The following is an 18,177-nucleotide window of genomic DNA, read 5'->3' as shown; positions in this document are numbered from 1 at the left end:
CGCAAAAAGAGATTGAAAAAATGGCCAACAAACTGATTGTGAACGGTGTCGGCAACGGAACGTTCAATCCGGAAGGCAGCGTGACCCGGGCTCAATTTGCCGCGATGCTGGCGAACTCATTGGGTCTGCGCGGCAAAGCCGCCAATCATTATTTTACGGATGTAGCTGCAGATTCCTGGTACGCACCCTATGTAGACGCGGTTTACAAAGCAGGCCTGGTGAAAGGTGTCGGGGAAGGCCGATTCGCTCCGGAACAGTTGATTACCCGGGAAGAGATGGCCGTCCTGGTTATGAGAGCCCTGAAATTTACGGGCCAGGAGCCAAGCCTATCATCCGGTGAAGCGGAAACACTGACAGGTTTTGCCGACAAAGCCGCCATTTCCGCTTGGGCCAAACAGGATGTTGCGAAAGCTGTGAAAGCAGGCATTGTAAAAGGATTCACCGATGGCACTTTCGGCGCCTCCCAATCCAGTTCCCGCGCGCAAGCGGTTGTGATGATTACGAATTTGTTGAATACCATCCAATTTAATTGATAAAGAGTAAGGCAGAGGACCAACAGGATTCCTCTGCCTTCTTCTTATTTGCGCATCACAATTTTCAATCCCTCTTTGACTAGGAACGACACGCAGGGAATCCGTTCTGACCGGACTGTATCTTCCGCTCCGAATACATTGGCCAGTTCGTAAGGTTCACCCGAATGAACCAACAGGTACTGTTCAATCGTAAGGTGGGCAGGATCGACAATCCAATATTCGGGCACGGCAAACCTTGCATAGGATTCCTTTTTCATAACTTTGTCCCGTTTGGCGCTGTTTTGGGACAAGATCTCGATAACAAGAAACGACTTGAGAAATTTTCCGGTGTTATACCAGATAACGGATTTTGGGGAATTTATTTTTGATGAATCGAACCCATTTTTCAAATAGAGGATTCCTGTGCTCTTATTAATCCAATATCGTTGACCTCAAAGACTATAAGCCGAAAAATAAGCGCTTCCAAACCCGGTAATCTAAAAAGAGAGTCTCGTCCCTGAACTCTAAAGGCTTAAAAATCCTCTATTTTTGAATCCGTTTGATGAAAAGGGAATTCCAATGGGAAGGGCTGTCTACGGTGATGTTTCTGAGATGACAGTTGACCAATTTGTTGCTAGAGTCCAGTAAAATCAGCATGTGCGGAGCGCCTTCCCCGTTTTTTTTCGTAGGATAATAGGGAAAAACCGGAAACGTGGAGACTGGTCAGAATATAAGAGCCATTTTTCTTTCAACAACAGGTAGAAATGCGGGGGATCGTATGTGAAATGGATAGTATTTATGATCCTTTTTGCTCTCTTCATAGTATGTGAGCCTGTATATCACAATCCGCCAGGCATGAAAGCTCCCTGGCCCGGCGGGAAAACATACCGCTGTGAACAAGGCAATCATACTCCGCCCAGTCATGACAATATACATGACTTTTATGCTTGGGACTTTAAATTACCCTATGGCTCACCGGTGGTGGCAGCAGCAACCGGAACCGTCCATTTCGTTGGGATTACCGGGGAAGATGGATACGGAAATCGGATACGAATTCTACATTGGAATGGTGTCTATTCTCTGTACGCCCATCTAAGCTCTTTTTGTGTATCGGTTGGTCAACGGGTAGAACGAGGACAGATAATCGGTTATTCGGGTATGACGGGCTACGCCACTGGGCCGCACTTGCATTTTTCCATCATAGACAGACAAGGCCATGGCCTGCCATCCAGATTTGCAGACATCGGGATACCTGTTACCGGCGAATATTGTACTTCACAAAACTGGTATGCAAAGAACCATTTTTATAAGGATTAGTCAATCTTACTATTTCAAAAAGACGTGCTGGCCAATATAATATATCAACCAATTAAAAGGGGTGAACCAGATGGATAATAAACATAGGGTACATGTCAAGAGAGGCAGAAAAGGGAGTATTATTATTAACGTAACAATAATAAACAGAGAAACGGAAAATATTAGAAATTCAAATAGTACCGGATCACCCAGTATAAATGCACCGGCTGTATCTTCACCTGCCGCTGTCGGCAGACGTGGAACACTGATTCAACAACCTACAACGGGAATAACAGGTCCTGGCAGCGCACAGATTCAACAACCTACCGCGGGCGTGACAGGCCCTGGCGGAAGATTGATTCAGCAGCCAACAGCTGGAATCGCAGAGCGCGGTGGAGTACTGAAACAACAACCTAGAATTCAGAAACGGGGTTCTCGCAGCAAGAAACGGATTTAGGGAAAGTGAAACAACCCGGCTATCACCTGGAAGCCGGGTTGTTTCTATTTATAAATATCTGTTTGATACTAACGATTTAATAATGGTAAGTGACTGTTCTTCTGACAACAGGACCGTATCCCCCGAAATAGCCGTAACCGCCTACAATTCCGGCTGTAGGTTGTTGAATTAATGCACCGCCGGGGACTCCCACAATTCCGGCTGTAGGTTGTTGAATTAATGCACCGCCGGGGACTCCCACAATTCCGGCTGTAGGTTGTTGAATCAGCGCACCGCGTCTTCCTACAATTCCGGCTGTAGGTTGTTGAATCAATTGCACGAGTTCCCCATCAATTTTCTTATATTGAACCGGCTTTTTGTTATTAGTATGATTTTTCATACCTTTTTTGCTTCTCTTTTTCATTTGGATCCTCCTGTTTCTAAAAAGTATTGTTTAATTTACGGCCCCACAGGAACAGTTGTGCAAACTGTCTGGTAAGCAGGTGGAACGAGTAGGAACAGCAGAACAAAGATAATCAAGAAAACTACCGCCCACCGGGTGTATCCACCAAAAATGTCCATGCGTTCTCCCTTCTCCTCTCTTAATAATCGATATTAGTAGACTCCGTTATAGGGAACCAACAAGAAGAAAAGTACGAAGATAATCAGGAATACAACCGCCCACCGAGTGTATCCTCCAAAGCATCCGGTCAATGATATTCCTCCTTTCGTTGAATCTGTTTTAAGATACGTGTCTTACATGTACTTAGAAACGGCGTATATCTATGGACCGTTATAAACAGTCAATTACCCAATGAATTTAGTCGGCCGTGACAAAGGGACAGGATGATTTGTTTAAAAATAGTCTATAGCCGTTGCATGGATTCGTAATCTTACATAAGGTAAAGCAGTCTTGTATGAGAGGAGGGTAACAATGTACGGAACTTTTGGTGGTTATACTCAATGGGCTGTAGTCTTTCTGATTATCTTTGTACTCTTTATCTTGCTTGTGCCTCCCACTGGTGTAGGCTATTAATCCCATGATCAAACAAAATTGAAAGGAGAGAACACTATGTACGGAACTTTTGGAGGATATACTCGTTGGGCTGTAGTTTTCCTGATTATTTTTGTTCTTTTCTTCCTACTGGTGCCACCCGTCTACAAAACCGTTTGTGAAACAGTTCAGGTTGGACCCTGAACTTGATCCTCGTTATAGATAAGCGGCACCCTTGGTTAAAGGGCGCCGCTTTCTGCATGTATCTGCTATATGGGTGCCTCGGTTTAAACAACAGCAGAAACAGCGGGCAAGCCCGACAGAACCCGGTCAATATCTCCCAACACCAACTCCACAACCCGTTCCGACGATTCATGAGTGATTCCCGCAATGTGGGGAGTCAGCAGTACATTGGGCAATTCCTGCAGGGAATCCTTGGCGTCGGGTGGTTCCTTCTCCCTGACATCAAGGACGGCATATCGCCGGGGAGATTGCTTTAGAGACTTGAATAATGCGGATTCGTCAAGAATGCCACCGCGAGATGTATTGATGAGTACCGCTGTGTCTTTCATGATAGACAGTTCTCTTTCCCCAATCAGATGTCGGGTGGCAGAGGTCAGCGGAACATGAACGGACAGGAAGTCGGATAACCGGCAAACCTCTTCCAGCGGAAGCAGGTGAACGCCGAAATCCTGTACCACCATGTTTGAAGCCAGTACATAAGGGTCATGGGCTATTACACGAATTCCCAATGATCGGGTCCGGAACGCGACTCGTTGGCCGATGTCTCCCACGCCGATCAGCCCCAGAGTACGCCCGTGGAGTTCCCCGCCCATGCATTGGAAACGGTCCCAAGCACCATTTCGGACTGACTTGTCGTACTGGTTAAGCGGTCTGACAGTGTGGAACATGGCGGCTATGACATATTCGGCGACAGCATTTGCATTGCAGCCCCTGGCGGCCACTACCTTCACCTTCCGCTCACGGCATGTCTCCAGGTCGATATTGTCCAAACCCACACCCAACCTGCCTATAACCCTCAGCTCGGGCAACTGTTCCAACAACTCCCGGTCGACAAGGGTCTTGTTGCGAACGATCAAAGCTTTAGCGCTCTTTGCCACCGTTTGCAGGCGATCTCTGTCTGCATAAAGTCTCGGATCATATACGATTTCATATTTGTTCCTTGCCCATTCGGGAAGCGGCTGCCATAGATCTTCCGCAATAACCAGCCCCAAACCGGCCCCCCCTTTCAATCGGTGTAAGCTTGACAAAATCCAAAAGGGTGCGGAATGGTAAAGGTTCCAGTCACCTGTCTGGCAACCGCTTCACAAGCCGCGTTGGACAGATCGTCTACAGGAATGACTACCACATGGTTGCGGATGCCGACCGTCCCATTTTCCCGTCTGTATCCATAAAGGTTTGCCACGCTTTACCACCTTGCGCTTTTGATATTATGGACATGAACGTAATCGCCAGGGACAATGTTCCGGTGAATCAGAAACTTGTGCATTCCATCGCCCCCACGGTATGTGGTAATACCTTATGCTTAACAGTACGTGGCAAGCAGGGCGGGCAGACCACCCATAGACAATGAATGATCATTCATTTAAGTTCAAAGGGACCCTGATCAGACTGCATATGGATCGCCGCTTTCGCACGATTCAGGGCCCCTTCAACAGTTTCCTCATCGGAAAAAGGCTGTGCCGACACCCCGGACTCCACATCAAACCCGACAACATGCACCTGATGTCCCAGCGCTTCAAAAGCAGCTTGTACAGCCTTTACCTTGGCCGGATTACTGGATCCTACCGCAACTCGCAGCATTCCTATCCTCCTAATCGATCTGTATTTCATACGAAATTAGTATTAGGGCTCCCATCGGCTGAAATGCCGACTGCCCGCCCAAGCTGAATTTGAGCTGTTTTTCAGTCTTATTTTACCCGATCCCATGATCCACCGGTAAATAAGACTGTTTCTCAGGCCTATATCCTGTTTTTTACCTGGCACTCAAAAATTCCCCCGAATAGAACTGAAAATCAGGCCTATTACTCAAGCGAAAAGCAAGAAATCAATAATAGGCCTGAAAATCAGGCTTATTATTGCTATAGAAACTTTATGTAAACATCATGAGAACCGGTTTTCAAAAATAGCTTCCCAATTGCCATCGTATAAAACCACCAATCCTGGCCTCCTGCCAAATGGGATATGTCCTGAAAAGGAATAAGCTTCTGCGGGATCTGTAATAATGACCATGTAGAACTGTTGCCAACCACAAGGAGGTCACCCCTTGCTGATTGAACGAATCGATACATTTCCTCTGCTGTACCAACTTCCGCAGCCTTACGGCGATGCCAATGGCTACAAGAAATACCGTTCCTGCTATTTGTTCCGCATTACAACCCGTTCGGGCATTGAGGGCTGGGGTGAGATTATTGATTGGCTTCCTACCCTGGACAAGGGATTCCGGGAACGAATCATCCCCTGCTTATTGGGAAAGAAGGCGACTGACCGGCTCCACCTGGTCAAAACGGTGAAAAAGTGGCACCAGCGGACAGCGGCAGGTGTAAGCATGGCGCTTACCGAAATTGTCGCCAAATCGGCCGGATTGTCTGTGACGGATTTATGGGGAGGCGCATGGCGGGAGAAAGTACCTGTCTATGCGTCTTTTCAGTCCTATTCGGAGCGGGACGATTGGATACGACACTCGCTGGGGCTGGTGGAGAAGGCTGTCAACAGCGGGTTCCAACAGATCAAAGTGAAGATTGGCGGCCGCACCCTGCGGGAAGACCAGGACCATATCCGGTCTTTGCAACACTTGTTGGAAGGAAAAATCGGGCTGGCGGTGGACGCCAACCAGAGCTATGACCTGGCGGCGGCAAGGCAATGGGAGCCGCTCTTTCGCAAATGGGCCAGGAAATACGACAACCTTTTGTGGTTGGAAGAACCGATGCCGATGAACCGGGTGTCCGACTACAAACGGCTCCGGACCGTTCTGCCGGTACCTGTGGCCGGGGGCGAGAACCTGAAAAGCGCAGCCGACTTCCTGCCCCTGTTGCAGGAAGGAGCCCTCGACATGATTCAACCGGATGTGATGCATGGGGATGGAATTGAAGGGTACAGGGATACCCTTCAACTGGGGCGGCACTTTGGTACCCGGGTATCTCCCCATGCGTTTGACGGAGGACTTTCCCGTTTATATGCGCTGTTCGCCCATGCCTGCCTGGCTCCCTGGAGCAAGATGGACGGGAACAAAATCGAACCGGTGGAGTGGGACTTCATGGAAAATCCGTTTACCGCCCTTGTTCCGCTGCAGCCTGTCAATGGGAAAGTGGCGATTCCTTCCGGGACCGGAATCGGGGTCGAACTGAATCAGGATATTCTTGAGAAGCATCGGTGGGACGGCAGTACGTACGTGTAGTCTGCGTACCTGCGGGCAGACCATACGAAAGAAGCCGCCCTGAACAAGGGCGGCTCAGAAAGGAGAGACCCAATGTACGGATGGACTTCTTGGAGTTTCCCATTGGGTACCTTATCATATGAACGGAGGATTTCGCTAGAAACGGCGTATATTGAATAGAATTAGCGGATTTTGTCCTTTGTCATGAGAATACCCTCTTTGGTTCATTAAGTATTTTTCCGCTTTTTACATGCAGCACGCCTTTCGCTGTCAACCGGACTTCGGGGAGATGGGTCGAGGAAATGAACAAGAATGTGTAAATAGGGTCATAATGCGGATGCCCCCGCTCATACAACAGCTGTTCGAAGTGCTCGACCTTACGGATGACGGTTTCCATGTCTTCCACAGCCATTCCTCCGGCAATCGGCATCTCAAGCTCGAACAGGATCTTCCCGTCTTCCACAATGACAATGCCTCCGCCAATTTCCAGCACCCGGTTGACCGCTTGCGCCATCGCTTCCCGGTTCTGCCCTGCCGCCACAATGCCGTCGGAAGCCGTATACGAGCTGGCGATGCCGTCCAGGCGATCCGCCAATCCACTGAGTTTGCTTTCCACAATCCAGCTTCCATCCTGACCAATCAATGCAGCATGAACGATCCCGTCGGCACCCCCGGGGTCCGCTCCGCCTCCATCATCAGGCAGCGGTTCCAGCCGGGTAATGGCCGGATTTTCCAAACGTATCACGGGTAATTCCGCCTTCATTGCAAAATCATCCCCGGACATTCGCCACTCTTCCCGGATCTTCTGCAATCCATACCCTTCCCAATCCAACTGGGGCCATTCCTGGAGAAGTCTGCCTTCCCGCGCTGCCCATTTCCCTTCTGCCAATACGGCAACAGGGGTGGGGCGGTCCAGGTCTTCCAATACCAGAATATCGGCCAATCTTCCCGGCGCAATTCCTCCCACTTCCCCATCCAGCCCGTAATAGGTGGCAGGGTTAATGGTCACCAACTGATAGGCGGTCATCGGGTCCATCCCCGACTCCATGGCAACCTTAAGCATATGATCCGTAAACCCGTCCTTCAGAAAAGCGGGTGTCGCTCCATCCGTGGTCATCATCATCCGTTTCGTGTCACCTTTGTACCCGGCAAGGCCTCTTACAATCTCCGGCAAATCCGGACGCAGGGAACTGTACCGAAGTGTGGTCCACAGGCCAATCCGCAGTCGGCGAAGCGCCTCTTCCGCCGTCATGGCTTCATGATCGGCCGACACGCCTGCGGCAGCCAGCATCGAGAGAGTCTCAAGGGACGCACCCGGCAAATGCCCCTCCAACCGTTTTCCAATCCGCAGGGTCTCGAGAATGTTCTCCGCAATCCGCATGTCTCCGCCCAGCAGCTGGGGCCAAGCGGTCAGTTCCCCCGACTGGACAACCAAAGGATGGGATACCAATTGTTTCATAAGATCCGGAGTAAAAAATTTATCCAGTTCTTCCGAGTGGGTCTGCGGGTCCAACCGTACACTCCACAACATTTTGACAGGCCAGGAACCCATCTCTTCGATCATCCTGAGGAACCTGTCTGCTCCTACCAGCATGTACAGCCCCATGTTGTCATTGACCATGGTCGTCGTGCCATGGGGCAGGACAAACCGGGCCAAGGAATCGGGATTGTAAACCTGGAACGGATGGCAATGAGGTTCGATATAACCGGGGCACAAAAATCTCCCCTCCAGCTCCACAACTTCCGTACTCGGTCCGACCATCTCCTCCGATGGACCGACGTAGGCTATATGTTTGCCTTTGACCGCTACGTTTGCTGTTTGCACTTCTCCCGTATAGACGTTGATCACCTTTGCCCCGCGCAGGTACAAATCGGCTTTCACCTTTCCTTTGCCAACGCCAAGCAGCGGAAAATACGAATCAATCGTAAGCGGACGTAACCTCTTCTGCATCAATCGAACCCCCTTTCCTCCAGCATACCAACAAAATGAATGAACGACCATTCGGTATTTTGGAAATAATAAGGCCCCCAATCACGCTCCGGGCAACCGGATCCGGAACTCCGTCCCGGCTCCCGGTTCACTTTTCACCTCGATGGTTCCTCCATGCGCCTCGACCAGTTTTTTCACGATGGTGAGTCCAATTCCCGCCCCTCCTGTGGTACGGGTACGAGACGGATCTGCCCGGTAGAACCTCTCAAAGATATAAGGTACATGTTCCGCCTCAATGCCCTTGCCCGTATCGGCCACAGTGACCAAAACATTGTGATTGCTCCCGTGGAGACCGCCCCCGCCGCCGGGGACCCGTTGCATGCCTACCGACACCCTCACTTTGCCCCCCGGTTCGGTGTGTTTCAAGGCGTTTTCCAGCAGGTTCATCAGGATCTGTTTCCACTTGTCGCGATCAATCAAAGCCAAAACGGCACTTTCGCCATCAAACTCCTGGCGGACCCCCTTCGCGGCAAAGGCAGCCTCCATGATATTCAGCACTTGCCGGGTGGCGTCCGTCACATCCTCTTCGCGCAGGTTCATAACCAGGCTGTCGCTTTCCGCCTGTGACAATGACTGCAAGCTGGTGACCAGGCCAATCAGCCTTTCCACTTCCTCCTGACAACCCTGCAGCCGTTCCGGTGTCGGTTCCCAAACCCCTTCGGTCATGGCTTCGATGTGGCTTTTCAGAGTGGTAAGGGGTGTCCTTAATTCATGGGCCACATCGGCTGTCAGGTTCCTGCGGAGCTTGTCCTGCTTCTGCAACTCCTCCGCCAGGTGGTTTAGCGACTGCGCCAGTTGGGCCAGCTCGTCCCCGCCTTTTTCCGGCCGGACCCGCACATTCAGCTGCCCTTCCCGCATCTTGCGGGCAAGCCCGATCATATCGGTCAACGGCTGGGTAATCCGGCGGGAGAGAAGCCAACTGACAGCCAGGGACAATACGATAACAGGCAGGATGGCGCTGACTACCCCCTGGGTCATGCCCTGCCAGTAGTGATAGTCCAATGCAGTGTAAGATTCAGGATCAATGTAAGTGACTTCCGCAAACCCGATGGTTTGGCCGTGGCTTTGGATTTCAATCCGATCTGTGGAAGCCATCTGATTCTCCAAGTGCTTGGTATGACGGGTGTCCTCCAATTGGGCGTCCTGTGGCGGATTGAGTCTCTCATACTGCCAGACAGTGCTCCCGTTGGAATCAAGCAACCGGATGCCGACTCCTTCCCGGGACAAATACTCCCCCACTTGCGCCCCCGTGTCCTTCTTCCAGCCGCCGGATTTCTCATAGGCGTGGGCTAGGGTCTGGACGATTCGTTCATTGCGCAGCTGTTTGTTTTGGGAGACGTATTGCTGAAAGTGATATCTGTCAAAGGCAGTCAGAATCCAGGTGGACAGGAGCACGGCCGCCACCGCCAACCCGGTCAGAATGAACGCCAGTTTCTTCTGAAGCGAACGCAAGATTTACCCTCCCAGCCGGTACCCGTGGCCGTAAACCGACACAACGATTTGCGGATTCTTCGGATCGTCCTCAATCTTCCGCCGGAGATTCTTGACGTGAGTGTCAATCACCCGTTCTTCTCCTTCGTAATCAAAACCGAGGATTCGCTCCACCAGATCGGAACGGGAGAAGGTTCGGCGGGGATGTCTGGCAAGCAATGCCAGGATCTTGTATTCGGTCGGGGTGAGGGGAACGACTTCCCCATGCTTGAAAACTTGTTTGCTCACGTCATCGACCATGATTCCACCAGGCAAGTAAATGCGGTCTGCCAACAGTTCATGGTCAGAGGTGCGCCGCAGGACCGCCTTGACACGCGCAACCAGTTCTCGCGGACTGAAGGGCTTTGGGACATAATCGTCCGCCCCGAGCGACAACCCTTCAATCCGGTCCGATTCGGCCGTTTTGGCTGTCATCATAATGACGGGCACGGTTGAACAGGCCCGGATTCTCTTGCAAACTTCTTCTCCCGACATGCCCGGCAGCATCAGGTCCAACAGCACCAGGTCGATTCCCCCGCGAAGTACACGGTTCACCGCTTGTTCACCGTTCTCCGTGATTTCAACCCGATAGCCGTCTTTCTGCAGGTAATCGCGGACCACTTCGGCAATCTTCGCTTCGTCTTCCACAATCAGGATGGTGTAGTTCATGTTCGTTCTATTCTTTCAAGAGATTCTGGATCATCTGTTCCATTTGATCCCCCGACATTCCGCCCATGTGGCGGTCCACGATTACTCCGTCCGCTCCAATGGTGATGGTGGTCGGAATGCCGGTAACCTGATAGAGAGATCCCACTTCTCCTTTGACATCCATCAGGTTGGGATATTTCACGTTAAATTTTTCCACGAATTTCTTCGGACCGTCCGCTTTCGGATCTTGAGATGTCAGGTTGACTCCCAGAAAGACGATCTTGTCTTTGTATTTCTCGGACTTGGCCACCAACTCCGGCATTTCCGCCTGGCAAGGCGGGCACCAGGAGGCCCAGAAGTTGACAAGGACACGCTTCCCTTTCAGGTCACTGAGCTTTACCGGATTGCCTTGCATATCATTCAGTGTGAAATCGGGTGCCGGAAAGCCCGGTTTTGGAGCCGCCGGTTGCGCCCCCTTGGCCGGTTCCTGCCCGGTCTCAGACAGCTGGTTTGTTGGAGCCGCCCCTTGCCCTTGTTTGCCTTTAGCAGCTTCTGTGCCGCCATTAATGAACAATCCAGCCAGGGCCAATCCTGCCACCAGCAGCACTCCAAGTCCCATTTGCCACTTTTTCATTTTCCAACCTCCATTATTGTTCTGCTTCCGGATTATTCTTCCTAGAAGCCCGTGAATCCTCCGAAGATCTGGATCAAATACACCGTAATTACAGTCATGGCATTCGTATAAAGCAAGATTCCCATGATAATCATAACGTATCCGCCAATCTTTGCAATCGTCCCCGAATACTTGAGCAGCCAGCGTACGGAGCCCAGGCTGTAAGCCAGAATCAGGAACGGGATGGCAAATCCCAGCGAATAGGCTACCATCAGCCAGGCGCTGTTTACGGGATCGGTAGCTGCCAATGAAATCACAGCGGTCAAAATCGGCCCGATGCATGGCGTCCAACCGGCCGAGAATGTGATTCCCACCAGGACCGAACCCAGGTAACCCGCCGGTTTGTTTCGGAGATGAAACTTCCGTTCCTTCATCAAGTATTCCCACTTAATGATTCCGGCAAGGAAAAGCCCCATGACAATGATGATAATACCGCCAATCTGGCGAATCAAATCCTTGTACTCGTTGAACAACTGCCCGATCAGTCCGGCGCTGGCCCCCAACGCTATAAAGATAATCGAGAAACCCAACACAAAGAAAAACGAATGGAGAAGCGCGGTACGCCGAATCCGGAACCTGTCCCGTTCCCCCTGCATTTGGTCATAGGATATTCCTGTTATATAAGAAATGTAGGAAGGGTATAAAGGCAAACAACAGGGTGAAAGAAAAGACAATATGCCCGCGGCAAATGCAATGAACATGTTTGGGTTGGCTGCATCGAACAAAATGAGTTCCTCCTCTTAAACGCTCTGTCCCTAGTATACACGATCTGAAATGAAGTTTCTGTGAAGTTGTATAATAGTCAAGTCAGCCCAGGTAACGACTAGACAGTCCCCGGGCTCTAGACTTTACATAGGCATAGCTCGCCTGAGATGGTATAATTTACAGAGGACAAGGCGTTTAAACGATTTGAGGTGCCTTATGGATCGGGTCAATCAAGCGCAGGTGAAACTGGTAACCGAATTGTTGTCGGAAAGATTGTCGCCTTACACCCTTTACCTTTTTGGATCGGGTGCCCAAGGAAAGATGAGAGAAGACAGCGATCTCGACATAGCTTATCTCACCGACAAGGAAGTCTCTGATTACGAATCGTTTATGCTGGCACAAGAATTGGCGGATCAACTGGGGTTGGAAGTGGACCTTGTCAATTTAAAGAAAGCCAGCACCGTCTTTCAGGCGCAAATCATTGGCAAGGGTAAAGTGATCCTGGATCTCGACCCCCCGAGAAGAATGATGTACCAAATCAGGATCCTTAAAGATTACGCCCTGTTAAACGAAGAGCGACAATGCATTTTTGACAAACTGCAAGAAAGGGGGTCCATCTTCAATGAATGATGTCATAGCCAACAAGATTCAGACCATCGGACGGTGCATAAAGAGAATTGAGGAAGAATATCAGGGCGACCCCCGGAATCTGGAGAACTTTACAAAGCAGGATGCAATCATTTTGAATATCCAAAGGGCGTGTGAAGCGAGTATCGACCTTGCCATGCATCTTGTTTCGGAAAGGAACCTTGGGATACCCCAGAACAGCCGTGATGCATTTGACCTGTTGCATCGGAACAAAATCATTGATCAGGAAATGACGACAAAAATGAAAGCCATGGTTGGTTTCCGAAACATCGCGGTCCATGATTACCAAGCCATAAATCTGAACATTGTACGTACCATTATTGAAAAACATCTTGAGGATTTCAAAAGGTTTGCCGACCATGTGCTAAAACTGCAGTAAGCTTCTAAATTCGCCCAAAAAAGGGGATGCTACTCGCGAGGTGAATCTCGTGAGACTGGCATCCCTTTCTTTTGGTCGCCCCCTTTGGGTGCTGCTGAGCGGCATTCTGTTTTCTCATCTGGGCTACTATTTGATTCTGCCCCTACTGGCCATTATTTTGACTGCTGAAAAAGGACTGAGTGCCGGAACTGTGGGAACTGTGCTGGGAACCGGTTCGATCGCCTATCTGAGCGGAAGTTTGCTGGGCGGGGGACTGACCGACCGGCTTGGGCAGCGAAGAACCCTGGTGTTGGGCCTGATTTTGCGTGCGGTGGGACTGTTGGGTTATGGGTTTGCCAACACCCTCCCGCTTCTTTTCGCATCCTCCATTCTTACGGGACTGGGCGGAGGCATTTACACTCCGCCTGCAAAAGCGGGGATTGCCACTTTTGCCACGGAACAGAACAAATCCACCGCCTTCTCTTTCCGGGGAATCGCCGCCAATATTGGGATAACCGTGGGCCCGCTGATCGGTGCGCTGCTGGCAGGAACTTCCCTTGCATTGTTTATTGCCGGTTCTTTGATCTTTGCCGGGCTGGCGTTAACCCATCGACTGCTGTTGCCAGCCGACTGTGCCAACCCGCCCTGTGAAACACCCGACAGACGGGCATCCTTTGAAATTCTAAAAGACCGCCCATTCCTAGTTTTCAGCTTGGTAACCGTATTCATCTGGGCGCTGTATGCCCAATTTACATTCTCAATTCCGCTTCGTGCTGCTGACATCCTCCCCAATCCGAAAAGTGTCGGCCTCCTGTGGTCATTTACCAGCATAATGATCATCTTCATGCAGGCGCCTATCACCCGCTTCACCTCGACACGCCTGCACCCGCTGCTGATTCTGGCTGCCGGTACGGTTATTATGGGGATAGGATTGGGCAGCGTTATCTGGTCAAGCGGTTTTTACGATCTGCTGCTGAGTGTGGCTATCTTTACCCTGGGTGAAATGCTGGTAATGCCAACGGTTGACACGGTGGTCTCCGAATTGGCCGAACCGCAACTGATCGGTACCTACTTTGGCATTGCGTCACTGGTCTGGGGATTGGGTGAATCCCTTGGAAACGTGGGAGGCGGGCAGTTGATAAATGCTGCCAAGGCCTGGACGGCCCCAACGCTTCCCTGGGTAGTGTTTGCCGCCGCAGGCGGATTATTGGGTTTGGTGCTTTACGGTTTGCATATGTGGCCTGCTCTTGCCAGTCCACTGAGAGGAGCATTGACAAAAAGGTCGGAACGGACGTTGTCGCCCACCGTATCCTGGCGCAAGAAAAGAGGAGAGAACAAGTAATCTGACATCTTTCCCGGTCATTTATTTATTGAATACTACATCATAGATTTCAAGTTTATACCAAGTAAATTTCCCAGCTTCCAACATCCAGGAAACATCAATTTGGGTTGGTATTTTTATACCGTTTACTATACTGTTCCTTTTTACTTCTCCAATGCATTCAATGAGTTGGGCGCTTTCGTCGCTATCTTTGTACCTTAGGGCGCTACTCTTAAGAAAATCGCCATGATCGTCAAAGAAAAAAGTGGCCGATCCTGTAACTCCTTGATAAGTCATGGTAGCTGCAGCTGAATGATCATCGATACTTTCCCAAGTCACATACGGACTCATGGCCGCAGACGGATACAAGGGCAATTCCAGTAAAAATCTCTGTAAGGATGATTGATCAATTTTTTCGTTATTGGCAACATTAACTACCGGTATCAGGGAAGCAAGATTCACTTTCATCTGTCCCTCGCCATTCATAAACAGATCTCTGCCTGTGACATTGACCAAAGGCATTATGGACATGTTTACTTTCCAAAGAAAAGCGGGTTTATCCGTTGTTATATATTGCTCAGCCTCAGCTTTTGACCAATTCTTTTGATCAGGTTTGAGCTTGATGAGTCCGGTTTGTTTGAGGTATACGTTGCGGATTTTTTCTTTACCGACAATTCCTGTATGGGTTAGCCACTTTTGCACGGGAGAGGGTAATGCAGCAAGCATTTGTTCAGATACCACAGTTTTTTCAGTTTCTTTGCTTTGGGATAGAATCGCATGTATTTCTTTATTCGTCTGTATATTAAAATTCCACAACGCGAATCCAAGTATAATCGCAATAAAAATAAGTAAGTTCGGTATAGTGCCAAATTTTGCATCTTGCCATGTGAGAAAAATGAGGAACTGGGAAGTACCAATAGCGACTATAGCTGGCATCCACCACCAATCTTTATTTGCAGAAATAAAGAATAATAATGCGAAAAATAGCAGACCCGAAAACAACCAAAGAATGCCAAGGGGTTTGGAAATATTTTGTGTCAGCTGATCCATCTCCGCGATATGAAACGCCTTAATAAAGCCCATGAAATGTATGAGTCCATGAATGACGATAACAACAATTAAAAAAACTCTCACCGGATTTACCTCCTAACGATTCTACAGGATACAGTGGTTCACCGCCACATTCTGGTACCATTTGTCTAATGCATTCGGTTAATTTTGCCTTTTCTCCTATCTACTTTATTGTCGAATTAATGAAACTATCCTGCACGTAGTTGAACAAGAAAAGGGCGAAAATCAACATTGTGTTTTTACAGAGCCGCCAAAAAAAGAAACCTCCCCAAAAGGAGGTTCCTGCAGCCCTTAAAACCAGAAAGGCCGGCGTCTCGGAAATCCGAAAAATCCGTAAGGTCCTGGAAAGCCATTCCCGTTATACCCGTTATACCCGTTCCCGCCAAATTCACCAAGAGTGCCGTATCCATAAGGAGACAGGGAAAACAACGTTATAAATGGAAGGATGAACGGCAGCAAAACGTTTTCCGCCTTTACACCGTCAGGACGGTCGGCGGTCACCGCATCAATTCTTTTCCCACGGCTGCGAACAAACTCACCTCTTGCTGGAAACGGCTGCAGGACAATTCCCTTGCGATTTACTTCACGAACAATCCCGTAATGTTTGGTGCCCCCATGACATTCTGCACACACCGGCTGACCCAGGAATCGGACTGCGGACTCGTATGATATCGCCACATGGCTCCCCCCTAGTTGTTGAATTCTCCATATACTACGGGGGAGATGTTGAAAAAGCATTCCACACGCGCTGATTCTGTTCCGCATGCGGCCAAAAATGGACGCCTGCCATTGGCAATTGTCCGTGCCCGCTCACCTTCTTGCTGAATTAACTGGTAAGAAAGGGGGTGTATTTGTGATTTTCTATACAGCTCTGGGTGACTCCATCACGGCAGGGAAAGGCACTTCTTCCCCGCATTTTACCTATCCGAACCTGATTACAGCCGACTTGCGAACTCGATCGATCAAGGCACAAAGATTCATTATTGCCCGTAACGGATGGACGAGCAAATCCCTGCTGTCCGCCGTCAGATCCGGGTTCCCCGCCCCCCTGCACCGGGCCTCCACAATCAGCGTCTGGATCGGGGGAAACGATATACGCTGGGCCGGATTCTCTGTGGTTCAAGGTGCGCCTCGAAATTCCCTGCAAAGGGTACTGTCCATTTATGAAAGCAACCTCAATTCGCTGCTGGCAACCATCCGCCGGTTGAGCCGGGCGCAACTGGTCCTGTGCACCCAATACAATCCGTTTCCACATTCTCCTCTGGCAATTGATGCGGTCAGCCAACTGAATGACACCATAACCAAAATGGCCGATCTTCATCACGCGCTGTTGGCCCCGACGCACAAGTGGTTTGCAGGACTTGAACCCCGGTTGATTGCCGGGTACCGGACAGGGAGGCTGGAAGATGCCATGAGAAACTTTCCCTTTGGCCCTTACCCTATTCATCCCAATGATGAAGGCCACCGGGTGATTGCCCGGAATCTGGTTCCTTATGTCAAATGATCCTGACAGATCTTTATTCAACCGCTTCGTACAGCAGATCTGCAATATGAACGGCTTTCATCTTGTCTTCAAGGCCCGCCCGTTTGATGCCAGCCCGCATCTGCAGCAGACATCCGGGGTTGGAAGTTACGACAACAGCCGCCTTCGTTCCTTCCACATGCTTCATCTTGCCGTCAAGAATCTGCATGGACATGTCAAAGTTGGTGATGTTGTAGATGCCTGCCGACCCGCAGCAGCGGTCCGCTTCCGGCAGTTCCACGTACTCCACGCCCGGGATGCTCTTGAGCAGTTCTCTCGGCTGCAGGCGGATTTTCTGCCCGTGGGCCAGGTGGCAGGAATCCTGATAGGTCACACGGTAAGGCAGGGATCTCATTTTTGGCAATGGCAAGGTCGCAAGCAATTCGTTCACGTCCCGCTGGGCATCCACAAACTTCTTGGCCCGCGCTTCCCACTCCGGATCCCCGTGGAACCAGTGATGATATTCTTTCAGCGCCGCGCCGCAGCCCCCTGCGTTGTTGACCATCGCATCGATGCCTGCCCGCTCAAAAGCCTCAATGTTTTGCTTGGCCAGCTCCCGTGCCGCATTTTTGTCACCCGCATGCGCATGCAGAGCTCCACAGCAGGTCTGTCCCTCGAAATAGACCACATCACAGCCAAAAGCGGACAACAGCTTGGCGGTTGCTTCGTTGGTATCAAAGAACATGACATCCATTACGCAGCCTTTGAACAATCCCACCGTCATTCGCTTCTCGCCTTTTGCTGGCAGGAAGTCTTTGCGCTGTTTCCGCTCAGACGGGGAAGCAACGTCCGGAACCGCCTTCTCCATTTCCGACATGCTCTTTGGAAAGAGGTTCATGATGCCGCTTTTCCGGGCAAGGGTTCGCAGTCCCGACTTCTGGTAGAAGTACAGCAAGGTTCCCAACTTCTCCATACGCTTCGGATGGGGGAACAGTTGTTTCATCGTCAGGTTCCGCACGAACCTTGTAACCAACGGACGCGGACGATGGGTTTCCACCACTTCCCGGGCGCCTTCAATCAGGGTTCCATAAGGAACTCCCGCCGGACAAGCCGATTCGCACGCACGACACCCCAGACACAGGTACATATCCGAATCGAATTTTTCCGAGATTTCCAACTGGCCATTAGCCACCGCT

Annotated in this window: 20 protein-coding genes; 7 read left to right on the top strand and 13 right to left on the bottom strand. The window is 50.4% G+C overall.

Annotated features, from left to right (window positions below; all coding sequences use genetic code 11):
* Window positions 1–20: 20 nt before the first annotated feature.
* The gene (locus EFBL_RS09705) at window positions 21–533 is read left to right on the top strand and encodes an S-layer homology domain-containing protein (protein ID WP_149029952.1); all 513 of its coding nucleotides are present in this window, start codon (window positions 21–23) and stop codon (window positions 531–533) included.
* Window positions 534–577: 44 nt separating this feature from the next.
* Here the strand turns inward: EFBL_RS09705 and EFBL_RS21645 are convergent, their stop codons facing one another.
* Window positions 578–922, bottom strand: a complete 345-nt coding sequence (locus tag EFBL_RS21645) for a Uma2 family endonuclease (protein WP_269432689.1) — start codon at window positions 920–922, stop codon at window positions 578–580.
* 388 nt (window positions 923–1,310) lie between these two features.
* Here EFBL_RS21645 and EFBL_RS21860 point away from each other — a divergent pair, with 388 nt between their 5' ends.
* The gene (locus EFBL_RS21860) at window positions 1,311–1,829 is read left to right on the top strand and encodes a M23 family metallopeptidase (protein WP_096181992.1); all 519 of its coding nucleotides are present in this window, start codon (window positions 1,311–1,313) and stop codon (window positions 1,827–1,829) included.
* A gap of 512 nt (window positions 1,830–2,341) precedes the next feature.
* Here EFBL_RS21860 and EFBL_RS09685 read toward each other — a convergent pair.
* The 4 genes from EFBL_RS09685 to EFBL_RS09670 form a co-directional block, all read right to left on the bottom strand.
* Window positions 2,342–2,668 (bottom strand): hypothetical protein, encoded by a 327-nt coding sequence (locus EFBL_RS09685; protein WP_096181933.1) that lies wholly within the window; start codon window positions 2,666–2,668, stop codon window positions 2,342–2,344.
* 857 nt (window positions 2,669–3,525) lie between these two features.
* A complete protein-coding gene (locus EFBL_RS09680) occupies window positions 3,526–4,473 on the bottom strand; it encodes a hydroxyacid dehydrogenase (protein ID WP_165912649.1) in 948 nt (315 codons plus the stop codon).
* Between the two features lie 14 nt (window positions 4,474–4,487).
* Complete coding sequence (locus tag EFBL_RS09675; RefSeq protein ID WP_096181931.1) at window positions 4,488–4,664, bottom strand: UxaA family hydrolase; 177 nt, start codon at window positions 4,662–4,664, stop codon at window positions 4,488–4,490.
* Window positions 4,665–4,840: 176 nt separating this feature from the next.
* Window positions 4,841–5,062 (bottom strand): DUF84 family protein, encoded by a 222-nt coding sequence (locus EFBL_RS09670; RefSeq protein WP_231705745.1) that lies wholly within the window; start codon window positions 5,060–5,062, stop codon window positions 4,841–4,843.
* Window positions 5,063–5,525: 463 nt separating this feature from the next.
* On the opposite strand from EFBL_RS09670, the gene EFBL_RS09665 reads away from it, so the two are divergent.
* On the top strand, window positions 5,526–6,656 hold the full coding sequence (locus tag EFBL_RS09665) for a mandelate racemase/muconate lactonizing enzyme family protein (RefSeq protein WP_096181930.1): 1,131 nt from the start codon (window positions 5,526–5,528) through the stop codon (window positions 6,654–6,656).
* 181 nt (window positions 6,657–6,837) lie between these two features.
* Here the strand turns inward: EFBL_RS09665 and EFBL_RS09660 are convergent, their stop codons facing one another.
* The 5 genes from EFBL_RS09660 to EFBL_RS09640 all read right to left on the bottom strand — a co-directional run bounded on the left by EFBL_RS09660 (window position 6,838) and on the right by EFBL_RS09640 (window position 12,117).
* Complete coding sequence (locus EFBL_RS09660) at window positions 6,838–8,586, bottom strand: adenine deaminase C-terminal domain-containing protein (protein ID WP_165912650.1); 1,749 nt, start codon at window positions 8,584–8,586, stop codon at window positions 6,838–6,840.
* Between the two features lie 81 nt (window positions 8,587–8,667).
* Window positions 8,668–10,077, bottom strand: coding sequence for a sensor histidine kinase (locus tag EFBL_RS09655; RefSeq protein ID WP_096181928.1), 1,410 nt, complete (start codon window positions 10,075–10,077; stop codon window positions 8,668–8,670).
* 3 nt (window positions 10,078–10,080) lie between these two features.
* Entirely contained in the window at window positions 10,081–10,764 is a 684-nt protein-coding gene (locus EFBL_RS09650; RefSeq protein ID WP_096181927.1) for a response regulator transcription factor, read from the bottom strand.
* 7 nt (window positions 10,765–10,771) lie between these two features.
* Window positions 10,772–11,377 carry a TlpA family protein disulfide reductase gene (locus EFBL_RS09645; protein ID WP_096181926.1) on the bottom strand — a complete coding sequence of 202 codons (606 nt, stop codon included), beginning with the start codon at window positions 11,375–11,377 and terminating at the stop codon, window positions 10,772–10,774.
* Between the two features lie 41 nt (window positions 11,378–11,418).
* Complete coding sequence (locus EFBL_RS09640; protein WP_131927743.1) at window positions 11,419–12,117, bottom strand: cytochrome c biogenesis CcdA family protein; 699 nt, start codon at window positions 12,115–12,117, stop codon at window positions 11,419–11,421.
* Between the two features lie 220 nt (window positions 12,118–12,337).
* Here EFBL_RS09640 and mntA point away from each other — a divergent pair, with 220 nt between their 5' ends.
* Genes mntA through EFBL_RS09625 form a run of 3 tightly spaced genes read left to right on the top strand, consistent with a single transcriptional unit; the run spans window position 12,338 to window position 14,469 of the window.
* Complete coding sequence (mntA, locus tag EFBL_RS09635; protein ID WP_096181924.1) at window positions 12,338–12,751, top strand: type VII toxin-antitoxin system MntA family adenylyltransferase antitoxin; 414 nt, start codon at window positions 12,338–12,340, stop codon at window positions 12,749–12,751.
* Complete coding sequence (gene hepT / locus EFBL_RS09630) at window positions 12,744–13,148, top strand: type VII toxin-antitoxin system HepT family RNase toxin (RefSeq protein WP_096181923.1); 405 nt, start codon at window positions 12,744–12,746, stop codon at window positions 13,146–13,148. Before mntA ends, hepT begins: the two co-directional genes overlap by 8 nt.
* Before the next feature lie 40 nt (window positions 13,149–13,188).
* Window positions 13,189–14,469, top strand: a complete 1,281-nt coding sequence (locus EFBL_RS09625) for an MDR family MFS transporter (protein WP_096181922.1) — start codon at window positions 13,189–13,191, stop codon at window positions 14,467–14,469.
* A 21-nt stretch (window positions 14,470–14,490) separates the two neighbouring features.
* On the opposite strand, the gene EFBL_RS09620 is transcribed toward EFBL_RS09625, so the two are convergent.
* Window positions 14,491–15,582, bottom strand: a complete 1,092-nt coding sequence (locus tag EFBL_RS09620; protein WP_231705744.1) for a DUF6920 family protein — start codon at window positions 15,580–15,582, stop codon at window positions 14,491–14,493.
* Window positions 15,583–15,810: 228 nt separating this feature from the next.
* Window positions 15,811–16,197 (bottom strand): hypothetical protein, encoded by a 387-nt coding sequence (locus EFBL_RS09615; RefSeq protein WP_096181921.1) that lies wholly within the window; start codon window positions 16,195–16,197, stop codon window positions 15,811–15,813.
* A 175-nt stretch (window positions 16,198–16,372) separates the two neighbouring features.
* On the opposite strand from EFBL_RS09615, the gene EFBL_RS09610 reads away from it, so the two are divergent.
* Entirely contained in the window at window positions 16,373–17,023 is a 651-nt protein-coding gene (locus EFBL_RS09610) for an SGNH/GDSL hydrolase family protein (RefSeq protein WP_165912651.1), read from the top strand.
* Between the two features lie 13 nt (window positions 17,024–17,036).
* Here EFBL_RS09610 and EFBL_RS09605 read toward each other — a convergent pair.
* Window positions 17,037–18,177 (bottom strand): (Fe-S)-binding protein (locus EFBL_RS09605; RefSeq protein WP_231705743.1); only part of this gene is annotated, 1,141 nt, incomplete at its 5' end.

The sequence above is a fragment of the Effusibacillus lacus genome (genome assembly GCF_002335525.1).
Lineage (GTDB): Bacteria > Bacillota > Bacilli > Tumebacillales > Effusibacillaceae > Effusibacillus > Effusibacillus lacus.
Note: the sequence above shows the minus strand (reverse complement) of the source record. Positions and strands in the feature narration are given on the sequence as shown.

Bases quoted from the DNA above. Each gene is read 5' to 3' on its own strand.
- EFBL_RS09705 (WP_149029952.1), top strand. From the start codon at position 21: ATGGCCAACAAACTGATTGTGAACGGTGTCGGCAACGGAACGTTCAAT.
- EFBL_RS21860 (WP_096181992.1), top strand. From the start codon at position 1,311: ATGATCCTTTTTGCTCTCTTCATAGTATGTGAGCCTGTATATCACAAT.
- EFBL_RS09685 (WP_096181933.1), bottom strand. From the start codon at position 2,668: ATGAAAAAGAGAAGCAAAAAAGGTATGAAAAATCATACTAATAACAAA.
- EFBL_RS09670 (WP_231705745.1), bottom strand. From the start codon at position 5,062: ATGCTGCGAGTTGCGGTAGGATCCAGTAATCCGGCCAAGGTAAAGGCT.
- EFBL_RS09660 (WP_165912650.1), bottom strand. From the start codon at position 8,586: ATGCAGAAGAGGTTACGTCCGCTTACGATTGATTCGTATTTTCCGCTG.
- EFBL_RS09650 (WP_096181927.1), bottom strand. From the start codon at position 10,764: ATGAACTACACCATCCTGATTGTGGAAGACGAAGCGAAGATTGCCGAA.
- EFBL_RS09645 (WP_096181926.1), bottom strand. From the start codon at position 11,377: ATGAAAAAGTGGCAAATGGGACTTGGAGTGCTGCTGGTGGCAGGATTG.
- EFBL_RS09640 (WP_131927743.1), bottom strand. From the start codon at position 12,117: ATGTTCATTGCATTTGCCGCGGGCATATTGTCTTTTCTTTCACCCTGT.
- mntA (WP_096181924.1), top strand. From the start codon at position 12,338: ATGGATCGGGTCAATCAAGCGCAGGTGAAACTGGTAACCGAATTGTTG.
- hepT (WP_096181923.1), top strand. From the start codon at position 12,744: ATGAATGATGTCATAGCCAACAAGATTCAGACCATCGGACGGTGCATA.